Annotated in this window: 13 protein-coding genes; 7 read left to right on the top strand and 6 right to left on the bottom strand. The window is 68.8% G+C overall.

Translation table 11 applies throughout. The annotated features are described in order from the left end of the window. The first annotated feature begins 64 nt into the window (after window positions 1-64). On the top strand, window positions 65-652 hold the full coding sequence (locus AC1RCS_RS15240) for a lysophospholipid acyltransferase family protein (protein ID WP_218294985.1): 588 nt from the start codon (window positions 65-67) through the stop codon (window positions 650-652). A gap of 102 nt (window positions 653-754) precedes the next feature. On the opposite strand, the gene AC1RCS_RS15235 is transcribed toward AC1RCS_RS15240, so the two are convergent. Beyond that, window positions 755-1207, bottom strand: coding sequence for an Lrp/AsnC family transcriptional regulator (locus AC1RCS_RS15235; protein WP_218338559.1), 453 nt, complete (start codon window positions 1205-1207; stop codon window positions 755-757). Between the two features lie 171 nt (window positions 1208-1378). On the opposite strand from AC1RCS_RS15235, the gene AC1RCS_RS15230 reads away from it, so the two are divergent. Next, on the top strand, window positions 1379-2509 hold the full coding sequence (locus AC1RCS_RS15230) for a saccharopine dehydrogenase family protein (RefSeq protein WP_492245286.1): 1131 nt from the start codon (window positions 1379-1381) through the stop codon (window positions 2507-2509). A 187-nt stretch (window positions 2510-2696) separates the two neighbouring features. Here the strand turns inward: AC1RCS_RS15230 and AC1RCS_RS15225 are convergent, their stop codons facing one another. Then, a complete protein-coding gene (locus AC1RCS_RS15225; protein ID WP_218294988.1) occupies window positions 2697-4556 on the bottom strand; it encodes an AMP-dependent synthetase/ligase in 1860 nt (619 codons plus the stop codon). 328 nt (window positions 4557-4884) lie between these two features. Between AC1RCS_RS15225 and AC1RCS_RS15220 the strand changes: the two genes are divergently transcribed. The 5 genes from AC1RCS_RS15220 (at window position 4885) to AC1RCS_RS15200 (ending at window position 9860) form a co-directional block, all read left to right on the top strand. Beyond that, on the top strand, window positions 4885-6045 hold the full coding sequence (locus tag AC1RCS_RS15220) for a sensor domain-containing diguanylate cyclase (protein ID WP_492245285.1): 1161 nt from the start codon (window positions 4885-4887) through the stop codon (window positions 6043-6045). Between the two features lie 471 nt (window positions 6046-6516). Beyond that, window positions 6517-6726 (top strand): c-type cytochrome, encoded by a 210-nt coding sequence (locus AC1RCS_RS15215; RefSeq protein WP_492245284.1) that lies wholly within the window; start codon window positions 6517-6519, stop codon window positions 6724-6726. Between the two features lie 182 nt (window positions 6727-6908). Further along, on the top strand, window positions 6909-7883 hold the full coding sequence (locus tag AC1RCS_RS15210; RefSeq protein WP_492245283.1) for a quinone oxidoreductase family protein: 975 nt from the start codon (window positions 6909-6911) through the stop codon (window positions 7881-7883). A 35-nt stretch (window positions 7884-7918) separates the two neighbouring features. Beyond that, a complete protein-coding gene (locus AC1RCS_RS15205) occupies window positions 7919-8866 on the top strand; it encodes a LysR family transcriptional regulator (protein WP_492245282.1) in 948 nt (315 codons plus the stop codon). A gap of 79 nt (window positions 8867-8945) precedes the next feature. Next, window positions 8946-9860, top strand: a complete 915-nt coding sequence (locus AC1RCS_RS15200; protein WP_492245281.1) for a DMT family transporter — start codon at window positions 8946-8948, stop codon at window positions 9858-9860. A gap of 29 nt (window positions 9861-9889) precedes the next feature. On the opposite strand, the gene AC1RCS_RS15195 is transcribed toward AC1RCS_RS15200, so the two are convergent. From AC1RCS_RS15195 to AC1RCS_RS15180, 4 genes are all read right to left on the bottom strand, one after another. After that, window positions 9890-11062, bottom strand: coding sequence for a pyridoxal phosphate-dependent aminotransferase (locus AC1RCS_RS15195; protein ID WP_492245280.1), 1173 nt, complete (start codon window positions 11060-11062; stop codon window positions 9890-9892). A gap of 70 nt (window positions 11063-11132) precedes the next feature. Then, window positions 11133-12074, bottom strand: coding sequence for a CysB family HTH-type transcriptional regulator (locus tag AC1RCS_RS15190; RefSeq protein ID WP_218338495.1), 942 nt, complete (start codon window positions 12072-12074; stop codon window positions 11133-11135). A gap of 43 nt (window positions 12075-12117) precedes the next feature. Continuing rightward, the gene (locus AC1RCS_RS15185; protein WP_492245279.1) at window positions 12118-12501 is read right to left on the bottom strand and encodes a sirohydrochlorin chelatase; all 384 of its coding nucleotides are present in this window, start codon (window positions 12499-12501) and stop codon (window positions 12118-12120) included. A gap of 33 nt (window positions 12502-12534) precedes the next feature. Beyond that, on the bottom strand, window positions 12535-12673 hold a 139-nt coding region (locus AC1RCS_RS15180), incomplete at its 5' end, for an integrase core domain-containing protein (protein ID WP_492245406.1).

The raw sequence follows: 12673 nt of genomic DNA, 5'->3' as shown, positions 1-12673 counted from the left end.
CTGCCGGGTGGCTGGCTGCCTTGCAGCCGCCTCCTGCGCGGGCGCCGCCTGCCCCTGTTTCCCCATGCACCACACGATTTTTGACACGCCGGTTGTCAACACGCTGCTGCGCGCCTTCTCGCGCGCCACCCTGCGCCTGACGGGCTGGAAGGTGGAGGGAGCCTTGCCCGCCCACGCCGCCAAGAGCGTGCTGATCGCCGCCCCCCACACCAGCAACTGGGATCTGCCGTACACGCTGATGCTGGCGTTTTCGCTGCGCCTGCGGGTGTACTGGATGGGCAAGCAGAGCCTGTTCAGGGCGCCGTTTGGCGGCGTGATGCGCTGGCTGGGCGGGATTCCGGTGAACCGGGAGCAGGCGAACAACCTGGTGGCCAGCTCGGCCCAGGCCATGCGGGACGCGGACGGCCCCATGCAGCTGATCGTGCCGCCCGAGGGCACGCGCGGCAAGACGCGGCACTGGAAGACGGGGTTCTATTACATCGCCCAGCAGGCGGGCGTGCCCATCGTGCTGGCTTTCGTGGACTACGGCCGCAAGGTGGGAGGCCTGGGGCCTGTGTTCGAGCCCACGGGCGATGTGGAACGCGACCTGGCGAGCATCAAGGCGTTCTACGCGCCCATCCAGGGCAAGAACCCGGCACAGTTCGATGCCTGAGTTTGCCCGTCATGGTTTTTCAATGAAATGGGCTTCTGGCGCTTATCCATAAAGCGCTGGCAGCTATGAAAATTGAAGTGAATGCGCTGGCGGCAGCCGCCGTCACACCCCCACACTGCGCCGGTCGATCTTGCGGCTGAGCACGATGCTGGTCTGCGTCTGGTGCACGCCGTCGAGCTGGCCCACCTTGTCGAGCAGGGTGTCGAGCTGCTCATGGCTCGTGCAGCGCAGGAACACCAGGTAGTCAAACGGCCCGCTCACGGCGGATACCTCTTCGACCTCGGCCATGGCCTCCAGCGCGCGCAACACGGCGGGCGCTGTTTTGGGCAACACGCTGATGGAGCACCACGCGCGCACGGTGGTGGCATCGAGCCGGGCCCCCAGCCGCACGCCGTACCCCGCGACCACGCCCGAGCGCTCCAGCCGTGCAATGCGCGCCACCACGGTGGTGCGGGCCAGCCCCAGCTTGCGCGCCAGCGTGGCCGTGCCCTCGCGGGCGTTGGCCTGGAGCAGGCTCAGCAGCTGGCGGTCGGTGTCGTCCAGGGCCTGGGTCATGGGCAATTTCTCCAGAAAGTCACAACGTCCATCATATTCGCCGTTATGAAAAAACAAAGAGCAGTTTTCGACGATATAAGCACTACACATTGACAGCACCCTTGCCTAGCATCAAGGCATCTGCAACACCTCTCACCGCTTCACGCGGTGGGCACCACCGGGAGCACCGCCATGACCATCCTTTCCACCACTTCCAGCACCGCCGCCCGTCGTGCCATCACCATCCTCGGCGCGGGCCACATCGGCTTTGCCATGGCGCTGCTGCAGCAGCAGGCTGGCGACTACGACATCCTGGTGGTGGACCGTGACCCGGCGCGCCTGGCCGAAGTGGCCGCATTGGGCGTATCCACCCGGCTGGCGACGGACGACGCGAGCCTGAAGGCGGTCATCGACGGCCGTTTCGCCGTGCTGAACGCGCTGCCGTTTCACCGCGCCGTATCCGTGGCCACGCTGTGCGCAACCGCAGGCGTGCACTACTTTGACCTGACCGAGGACGTGGCGAGCACCCAGGCCATCCGCGCACTCGGCGCCAGTGCCCGCAGCGTGCTCATGCCCCAGTGCGGTCTGGCGCCAGGCTTCATCGGCATCGTGGGCAACGACCTGGCCCGCCGCTTCGACACGCTGCACACCCTGCGCATGCGCGTGGGGGCGCTGCCGCGCTACCCGCAGGGCGCCTTGCGCTACAACCTGACCTGGAGCACCGAGGGCCTCCTCAACGAATACTGCAACCCCTGCGAAGCCATCGTGGATGGTGTGCGCACCACCGTGCCGGCGCTGGAGGGCCTGGAGACCTTCGCGCTCGACGGCGTGGAATACGAGGCCTTCAACACCTCGGGCGGCCTGGGCACGCTGACGGAGACGCTGTCCGGGAAAGCGCGGCAGGTGGACTACCAGTCCATCCGCTATCCCGGCCATTGCGCCATCCTGAAACTGCTGCTCAACGACCTGCGCCTGCGCGACCGGCGCGACCTGCTCAAGGACATCCTGGAAACCGCGGTTCCCACCACCGACCAGGATGTGATCGTCATCTTCGCCACCGCCGCGGGCCTGCGGGGAGGCCGGCTGGTGCAGGAGTCGTATTCCGCCCGCATCGTCGGCAGCCAGGTGGCAGGGCACACGCTGAGCGCCATCCAGCTCACCACGGCGGCGGGCATCTGCACGGCGCTGGACCTGGTGGCACAGGGGCGGCTGCCGCAGCAGGGGTTCGTGGGGCAGGAGTCGGTGCGGCTGCGGGACTTTCTGGCGAACCGGTTTGGCGCGGCCTATGCGGCAGAGGCGGGCTGGACGGCCATGGCGGCGTAGATCCCATCCCAAAACAACACACCCTTGCCGCCTGCTGCGACTGGACCAGCAAGCCGGAGAGCCAACAGGCGGCTGACCCCCAGCGCGGCCCCGGCGGGCAGAGGAAGCCCGACCCCCATGCGCTGCGGGTGGGGGACTGGCGATGGCGGGCGGATTTTCGTGCCTGCCTGCCTGCCTGCCTGCCTGTCTATCGCCCGCCCGGCTTCTGGTACATCCCCTCGATCGCCTCCGCGTAGAACGCCATCAGGTTGTTGCGCTTGAGCTTGAGCGTGGGCGTCATGAAAGTGTTCTCGATCGTCCAGGGCGTGAGCGTGCAGTGCACGGCGCGGGGCACGGCATAGCGGGCGAAGCTGGCGGTGTTTTTTTCGATGCGCGCCAGCACGGCCCGGTGCACGCTGGGGTGGTTCAGGCTGGCGGCGTCCTGCGCGGAGAGGCCCAGGTCGGCCGCCAGGCGCTGCCATTCGTCGCGCTGCAGGACGGCCACGCAGGCGATGAAGGGGCGGTTTTCCCCCACCACGAAGGCCTGCTCCAGCAGCGGATCGGCCAGCAGCGCCAGCTCCAGGTCCCCGGGCGGCACTTTTTCGCCGGTGGAGGTGACGATGATTTCCTTGATGCGCCCCCTGATGTAGATGCGGCCGCCCACGATGTCCGCCTGGTCGCCCGTGCCCAGCCAGCCGTCGGGGCCGAGGATGCGTGCCGTGTCTTCGGGCCGCTTCCAGTAGCCCTTCATGACGATGGGGCCGCGCACCTGCAGTTCGCGGTTCTCGCCAATGCGCACTTCCACGCCGGGCAAGGCCTTGCCCACGCACGCCGGATCGTTGTCGTGCAGTGCGTTGACGGACACCACGGGCGCCGTCTCCGTCATGCCGTAGCCCTGGATGAGCGGCAGGCCCAGGCCCAGAAAGCACTTGGCGATGGTGGGCGACAGCGGGGCGCCGCCGCTCACGGCCACCCGCACACGGCCGCCAAACTGGGCCAGCAAGGGCGTGGCCACCAGGGCTTGCAGCAGCGGCCAGGGCAGTGCGGCCATCCAGCCTCCCGCAGTCTTGCCGGCCTCGGGGGCGGGCGCCGGCAAACCCTGCGCCGCGCAGAAGCGGGCCCAGCCCCTGTTCTGTGCGGCCTCGTACAGCTGCATTTTCCAGGGCGATGGCGAGAGCTTTTCGAGCAGCCTGGCGTGGATGCGTTCGTAGATGCGCGGGACCGAGACCAGCACCGTGGGGCGCACCGTCTTCAGATCCTCGGCCAGCAGGGCCACGGAGCGCGCATACGCCACGCAGCTGCCTGCCGCGATGGGAAGGTAGTAGCCGCCCGTGCGCTCGAACGTGTGCGAGAGCGGCAGGAACGACAGGAACACGTCGTCCACCGTGGGCGCGATGCGCTCCAGCACGGCCTTCACGTCGCTGACCACGTTGCGGTGCGTGAGCATCACGCCCTTGGGCTTGCCGGTGGTGCCCGAGGTGTAGACGATGGCGGCGAGGTTGTCCGGGCCGGGCGCGGGGGGCAAGGCCTGCTGCGCTGCCTGTGCGGCGCCTTCGAGCCACTGCGCCAGCGAGCCCACGGCGGGGCCGTGCGACGAGGGCGGGGTGGCGGCGAAGGCGGCGTCCGGCTCGGTCACGATCACCGCGCGCAACGCGGGGAATTCCGTGCCTGTGTCGCGGATCCTCTCCCATTGCTGGGCACTGGCCACGATGAGCATCGAGGCCTCGCAGTCCGAGAGGATGTAGGCGATGCTGCCGGGGTTGTCGATAGCGTGCAGCGGCACCGGCACGCAGCCGGCGGCCAGGGTGGACTGGTCGGCGCACATGGCGTGCAGGCCGTTGGGCAGCAGGATGGCCACGCGCGCGGCCGCGGGCAGCTGCATGGCGGCCAGGGCCTGCGTCCATTCGGCCACGCGCTGCGCGGTCTGCCGCCAGGTCAGGCTTGCCCACGCCTGCGCGGTGGTGTCGAAGGCACGGTAGGCCTCGGCGTCCGGGGTGAGGGCCGTGCGCAAGGCAAGAAGCTGCGGCAGCGTCTGGACGCTGGCGATATCGGGAAGGGAGGGGGTCATCGAACTCGGCGGCGGTGGCGGCGTCGGGCGCGGGCCGCGCCGTTGCCTCGGTGGAAACCCGGGGGATCATAACGACCGGGCCCGCACCAGGGCGGGGCGCAACACCCTGTTGCGTTGCAAATGGTGCATTCCGGTTTGTGGAATGATGTGCCCCAGTGTGCCCCGTGCCGCGCGAAATCCGTGGCACCGGCGCGGCGCCTCGGCCACAATCCGCACAGGCTCGCTCGCACGTCCCTCGCACAGCCATGGCATCACCGTGGCGTGCCGACCCCTTCCTCTCCATCTCCCGCCGCTGCCCGGACCGCCGTCTCTACCGCGCCCTTCCGCCATGGACCCCATCACCATCTTTATCGTCGCCACGCTGATGATGCTGGCCAATGGCTGGGTCCTGGGGCTGATGCGCAACGACTTTCCCGAGGCCTTGCGGCCCAGCGCGGGAACCTGGCGCACGGCCACGCTGCTGCTGGCCGCCAGCGCGGTGCTGTACGCGGTGCAGTACCGGCTGCCGCTGGGGCTGGCATCGCCCATGGCCAATGGGCTCGTGCTGCTGGGGTGCACCGGCTACTGGCGCGCGCTGCGGCAGTTCTATGGGCTGCCGGACAGGCTCTGGCTGCTGGCCCCTGCGATCGTGGGGATTGGCGGCATTGCCTGGTTCGCCATCGCACGGCCGCACACGGGCATGCGCGTGCTGATCCTGTCGGGCAGCTGCGCCTTCCTGCTGCTGGCGTGCTTCGCGCTGCTGGCCTCGCAGAAGTCGCATGACGGCGCGCGCAGCCGCCGGGTGATGGCCAGCCTGTTTGCCGCCGTGGCGGCGTTCACGGTATTTCGCGCAGGCTACTTCCTGCTCAAGGGCGTGAGCCCGTCGTTCGATGTCACGGGAGATGGGGCCTGGATCAACATGGCCAGCCCGATGATCACCGCCATCCTGCCCGTGGTGGGCACCACCGGCTTCCTGCTGATGTGCTCGCAGCGCATCGGCCGCCAGTGGGAGCTGGCCGCCTCAACGGACTATCTGACGGGCCTGGCCAACCGCCGCACCCTGGTTGCGGTGGGCGAACAGCGTTTCGCGCAGGCGGGTGCGCGCGGGGGCGGCCTGGCCCTGGCGCTGATCGACATCGACCACTTCAAGGCCATCAACGATTGCCATGGGCATGCGGTGGGCGACGTGGCGCTCAGGCATGTCGCCGGGCACCTGCAGGCCTCCTGCCGTGGGGCCGACTTCGCGGCGCGCCACGGCGGAGAGGAGTTCGTGGTGCTGTGGGACGCCGCGGACAGCCGGGCCGCGCGGGCCGCCGGGGAGAGGCTGCGCAGGCTGGTGGCCACCCGCCCGCTCTCGGTGGACGGACTGCCGCTGGCCATGACCATTTCCTTGGGCGTGGCCTTGAAGAACGAGGGGGACAGCAGCTTTGACGAGCTCCTGCACCGAGCGGACGAAGCCCTCTACGCGGCCAAGACCGGGGGCCGCAACCGGGTGGAAATGGCTGGCTGAATGCGCGTCGCGTCCGAGCCCTCGCCGCCGCTGGCCGGTGATCACATGGCGCTGCCTCGCGACAGGTGCGTTCAATGCATGAAGCGCCCGGCGTTGCGCAGGGCGACATCGGCAAGAGCATGCAGCCCATTTCCGGTCCGCTGGTGGACGCCCGTAGCACTGGCGCCCGCGCGAGCTGTACTAGGTGATCCGCCATGGCATCAAGATGACCGGCATGCCAGCCTGGGAGTGCATGCCTGGCCGGCGAAGAGATATGGGACCTGGCGGCTCCATGCAGCAACTGCCGCAGCTGAACGCTACGCAGTACGCGCAATGGATGCAGCGCGCCCCGGGCGCACCCGCGTGCGGCCACGATGCAGCGGCAGTCCTGCCCTCGGCTGTGCCTGCTGCCCAGGCCGGAGCGGATGGGGAGCGTGGGAGACAGGCTTTGCACCAGTATGTGCGCGCACGGCCTGCCACAGCATTCCCGGCGTGACGGGGCCCGCGGTTTTCGTGGGGCCTCCGCTCAAGAGCATCGCAGGCCGTGGCCTGATCGCGGGGAGGCTGCCCAACACGCCGGAGAATCTCGCCCAATGGCTCATGCACACGCAGAAGATCAAGACTGCAACCGCGGTGCCCGAGCTGAGCATAAACCCGCAGGATGCGCGGGACATCGCGGCGTATCTGTCGACACTGCGCTGAGGGATCGTGACATGGCTATCCGCAACTGGTGGCGCGTGTCTGGTGACAGGCACGGTCATCGTTGGACCTCGGCCTGGCGATTTCTGCACGCGGTGCAGGAGTCAAATGCACCGGTCCTGGTTGTTCTGCGCCACACTGGAAACTACGCTCCCTGCATGGAATCAACCGACAAGGAACAAACCATGCACCAAAGAGTGCGGATCGATGCAGCCGGAGGGCCCGATGCCCTGCGGCTGGAAGGGGTGGAGCCCCAGGCGCCCGGCCCAGGCCAGGTGTGGCTCGCGCAGGCGGCCATCGGCGTGAACCCGCTAGACGTGAGCCAGCGCAAGGGCGCGGTGCCCATCCCGTTCCCGTCCGGCCTGGGGCTGGAAGGCGCGGGGCAGGTGGCGGCCGTGGGGCCGGGGGTGCTGAATGTGGCGGTGGGAGATCGCGTGGGCTACGCCACCGGGCCGCTGGGGGCCTATGCCAGCGCGCGCCTGTTCCCGGCCGAGCGGCTGGTCAGGCTGCCCGATGCGCTGGGGTTGGACGAGGCGGCGGCGGTGCTCTTCAAGGGCATCACGGCGCAGTACCTGCTCAAGACGACATATTCCGTGGCCCCGGGCTCGAAGGTGCTCATCTATGGCGCGGGCGGCGCGCTGGGCCAGCTGATGTGCGCCTGGGCCCGTCACCTGGGCGCCTTTGTGATGGGCGTGGTCTCCCGGCCCGAGAGCGTGGAGCGCGCCCGGGCGGCGGGCTGCGACGCGGTGTTCGTGTTCGACCCCGCCACGCTGGCGGGCCAGGTGCGCGAGGCCACGCACGGCAGCGGGGCCGACGTGGCGTACGACCCCATCGGGCGGGCCACGCTGGAGGCCTCGCTCGACAGTCTGCGCCCGCGCGGCCTGCTGGTGTCCTTTGGTGCCACCTCGGGCGTGCCGGCGCCCATCGCGGTGGGCACGCTCAATGCCAAGGGCTCGCTGTTCCTCACGCGCCCCTCGCTGGCCGCGCACACGGCCACGGCGGCGGAGTACCAGGAGCGCGCCCAGGACGTGCTGCGGGCCGTGGCGGACGGCGTCATCACGCCGCGCATCTGGCGCCGCTACGCGCTGGCCGATGCGGGCACGGCACATGCCGACCTGGAGCAGGGCCGCTCGCAAGGTGCGATCATCCTGGTTCCGTAGCCCCTCGCGCCATGCCATGGCGCTTTTGATACCCGATGGACCTGCTCGACAGCCAGCACGCCGATGAACTGGCCACCCTTATTGCCCTGAGCGACGCGGGTTCGTTCGCGGCGGCGGGCCGCGCGCTGCAGCGCCACCCCTCGGTACTGTCCAAGCGTTTGAACGCGCTGGAGCGCCGCCTGGGCGTGAGGCTGGTCGAGCGCACCACCCGCCAGCTGCACCTGACGCACGAAGGCCAGCGCCTGGTCGAGAAGGTGCGCGAGGCGACGGATTTGATCGCACAAGCCCAGAAGGAAGCGGCCGATGGCGCGGCGCAGGTGCGCGGGCGGCTGCGCGTGTCGGTGCCCGCCGCCATGGGGCGGCGCCTGCTCAGCCCGGTGGTGGCCGAATTTGCGCAGGCCCATCCGCAGGTCACGCTGGAGCTGGAGTACGCCGACCGGCTGGTGGACATCGTGGGCGAGCGCTTCGACGCCGCGATCCGCATCGGCCAGCTAGCCGACAGCCGGCTGGTGGCCACGCGGCTGTGCAGCCACCGCCGCATCATGGCGGCGGCGCCGGGCTATCTGGCGCGGCAGGGCACCCCGCAGGTGCCCGCGGACCTGGCGCAGCACAACTGCCTGGGCTTCACCGGCTTGCAGTCCTACCCTGAATGGCAGCTCACGCAGGCGGGGGCGAGCCACAGCGTGGTGGTGCGCGGCTCGCTGGTGAGCAACGACAATGAGGCACTGTTCGCGGCCGCCATCCTGGGCGTGGGCATCCTGGCGGGCGGCGACTGGCTGATCGACCCCGGCATCGCATCGGGCCAGCTGGTGCAGGTGCTGCCGCAGTGGCAGCTCAACACCGACGCGGGGATCTACCTGGTGCGGCCCTCGGCACGCTTCAGCACGGCGGCGATGGCGGCCTTTCGCGCCTGGGTGGTGGACTGGTTTGCCGCGCGGGCGGACAACGGTCAGGACCAGGCCACCGTGGATGTGCCCCCGTGAGCTTGGCGTCCTTGTGTTGTCAACTTCGTCTTGTTTCGGCTGCGATGCCGGTCCGCGCTTTTTCCTCTATTGACATTCCATGACCCAGGCAACGCCCCAGCCCCAGCAGCACCCCACCGCCACACCGGGCACGCTCGACGCGCTCATTCCCCTGCTCTTCGTCGCGCTGTGGAGCACCGGCTTCATCGGCGCCAAGCTGGGGCTGCCGTATGTGGAGCCGCTCACCTTTTTGGCCATTCGTTTCGCGATCGTCGCCGTGCTGATGCTGGCGGTGGTGACGCTGGTGCGGGCTCCGTGGCCGCCATCGGGCAGGGCCTGGCTGCACATCGGCGTGTCGGGCCTCTTGGTGCACGGGGTGTACCTGGGCGGGGTGTTCATCGCCATCGGCCACGGGCTGCCGTCGGGCATCACGGCGCTGGTGGTGGGGCTGCAGCCGCTCTTGACCGCGCTGGTGGCGGGCGCCCTGCTGGGCGAGAAGGTGCGGCCCGCGCAGTGGGCGGGCCTGGCGCTGGGGTTTACCGGCGTGGCGTTGGTGGTGGCCGGCAAGGTGGCCACCGTGCCGGGCGGCGCGCTGGTGGGCATGCTGCTGCCGGCCGTGGTGGCGCTGCTGGGCATCACGGCCGGCACGCTGTACCAAAAGCGCTTTTGCCCCGCGTTCGACCTGCGCACCGGCTCGGTTATCCAGTACCTGCCGTGCGTGGTGGCCATGGCAGTGCTGGCGTACGCGACGGAAACCATGGCCGTGCAGTGGAGCGGCGAGTTCCTGTTCGCGCTGGGCTGGCTGGTGCTGGTGCTGTCCCTGGGCGCCGTCAGTTTGCTGAACCTGCTGATCCGCCGTGGTGGCGCGGTGAACGTGGCCAGCCTGTTCTACCTGACCCCGCCCACCACCGCGCTGATCGCCTGGGCCGTGTTTGGCGAGACGCTCGGCGGCTGGGCGCTGGCGGGCATGGCGCTGGCGGTTCTGGGTGTCTGGCTGGCCCGGCAGACCCGGTAGGGCCGGTAGGGCCGGGGGCCGTTGCCTGGTCAGAGCTTGCGCAGCCGCTCCAGCGCGGCGCGCAGCGTGTCGTCCTTCTTGGCAAAACAGAAACGCACCACGCGCTGGTCAAACCCGTCGCCGTAGAACGCCGACAGCGGAATCGCCGCCACGCCCACCTCGCGGGTGAGCCACTGGCAGAAGTCCGATTCGTTCAGGTCGCTCACGGCCGAGATGTCCACGCACTGGAAGTAGCTGCCGGTGCTGGGCAGCAGCTTCAGGCGCGAGCCCTCCAGGCCCTGGCGGAACAGGTCGCGCTTGGCCTGATAGAACGCGGGCAGCTGCAGGTAGGGCGCCGGGTCCTGCAGGTAGGCGGCCAGGCCGTGCTGCATGGGCGTGTTCACGGTGAACACGTTGAACTGGTGCACCTTGCGGAACTCGGCCGTCAGCGCTGAGGGGGCGGCCACGGTGCCGACCTTCCAGCCGGTGACGTGAAAGGTCTTGCCAAAGCTCGACACGATGAAGGCGCGTGCCGCCAGGCCGGGAAAGCGCGCGGCGCTTTCATGCTCGGCGCCGTCGAACACCATGTGCTCGTACACCTCGTCGCTGATGAGCAGGATGTCGGTGGGCGCGAGCAGGTCTTCCAGCTGGCGCATCTCCTGGGCCGTCCAGATGGTGGCGCTGGGGTTGTGCGGGCTGTTGATGAGGATGGCGCGCGTGCGCGCCGTGATGGCCGCACCGATCTTGCCGAAGTCGGGGCGGAAGGTGCCCGGCGTGAGCGGCACGCGCACCGCCTTGCCGCCCGCCAGTTCGATGTTGGGCACGTAGCTGTCGTAGCAGGGGTCGAGCACGATGACTTCATCGCCCGGGTGCACGATGGCCAGGATGGCGGTGATGATGGCCTGCGTGGCGCCGGCCGTGATGGTGATCTCGGTGCCCGGGCTGTACCGGCGGCCGTGCAGCGCCGCGATCTTGCTGGCGACCGCCTCGCGCAGGGCCGGGATGCCGGGCATGGGCGGGTACTGGTTGTGGCCGGCCTGCATGGCCCGCGTCACGGCATTCACCAGCTCCGGGGCGCATTCGAAGTCAGGAAACCCCTGGCCCAGGTTGACCGCGCTGTGCTCGGCCGCCAGGGCCGACATCACGGTGAAGATGGTGGTACCCACCTGGGGCAGCTTGCTGGGGAAGGCGGGTGTGCGGGCGGTGTCGGTGGTCTCAGTCATGGCGCTGTGGCGGAAGGTCAGGCTGGGAAGCAATGGGGTGGTGCAATGGGCAATCGGGCGGGTGCCGGTGTCAGAGTTCGTAGTCGTTGACGTGGCCGGTCATCGCGCGGGCGATGAGCTCGCGGCTCAGACGGTCGCTGAGCAGTTCGGCGAACTTGTAGACGAAGTTGCGCAGGTACGCACCCCGCTTGAAGGCCACCCGCGCCACGCTCTGGCCGAACAGGTGCCCCACGGGACGCACGGCAAGGTCACCCACGGGGTCGTCGCGCATGGCCATTTCGGCCACGATGCCGATGCCCAGGCCCAGGCGCACGTAGGTCTTGATCACGTCGGAATCGATGGCCTCGAGCACGATGCGCGGCTGCAGCTTGCGTGCGGCAAAGGCATGGTCGATCTTGCCGCGGCCGGTGAAGGAGGGGTGGTAGGTGATCAGCGCCTCGTGGGCCAGGTCGTCCAGCCCGATGCGCTCCTTCTGCGCCAGCGGGTGGTCGTTGGGCACCACCAGCACGTGCTGCCATTCATAGCAGGGCAGGGTGACGAGTTCGGGGTAGTCGGCCAGGGATTCGGTGGCCATGCCGATCTCGGCCACTTCATCGATCACCATGCGCGCCACTTCGTGCGGTGTGGCCTGGTGCAGGCTGATGTTGACCTTGGGATAGGCCTCGCGCAGGCGCGCCACGGGCACGGGCAGCACGTAGCGGGCCTGGGTGTGGGTGGTGGCGATGCTGAGGGTGCCGCTGTCCTGGGCGCTGAACTGCTCGCCGATGCGCTTGAGGTTGCCCACCTCCCGCATGATGACCTCGATGCTCTTGAGCACGTGCTGGCCGGGTTCGGTGATGCGCTTGAGGCGCTTGCCATGGCGCGCGAAGATGTCCACTCCCAGTTCTTCTTCGAGCTCGATGATGGCCTTGGACACGCCCGGCTGGGAGGTGTGCAGGGCCTTGGCCGCTTCGGTCAGGTTGAGATTGCGGCGCGCAGCCTCTTGAACGAAGCGGAATTGGTGCAGATTCATATCTGATATCGCCTAAAGAGTTGCATCATTATGCTGCAGCTATCTAAGGGATTTCAGCGGAAGGCACCTCACAGGCAATTTCTGCCATCAAAGCCGTCATGCGCGGGTCTTCGCCAATGGCGGGCTGCACATGGAACCGCACGGCGGGATGGGCCGCTCGCAACTCCTCCACCAGCAGCGGCAGGTCGTTCCGCGCATGCTTGCCCGTGCCAAGGAACATGGGCACGACAGTGATATGGGCCGCTCCCTGCGCGACGAGCTGGTCCGTGGCCTGTGCCAGCGTGGGGGTGCACAGCTCCAGGTACGCGCAGGCCACAGGGCGGTCCGGGTGCTGCCCGCCGATGCGGGCGGCCACGGCTTCCATGGGGGCGCGCCACAGGGGGTCGCGCGAGCCGTGGGAGAACAGGACGATGGCGCGGTGGTTCATGGGTTGCAGATCGGGGCAGGGTGACAGCCGGGGCTAGCTGTTGATTCTCAGGAGGTTGTTCATGGCCGGAATGCGGCTCATGGGCGGCTGATGGTTGAGAGCGGAGTGTGGTCGACACCAGTTGTAGCCGTCAATGAATGGCTGCAATGCAGCTTGGCGCTGGGCTGAACTC

It is taken from the genome of Acidovorax sp. GW823-FHT01C06, assembly GCF_058798375.1.
The sequence above is the reverse complement of the archived record's forward strand: the minus strand, read 5'-3'. Positions and strand labels throughout refer to the sequence as shown.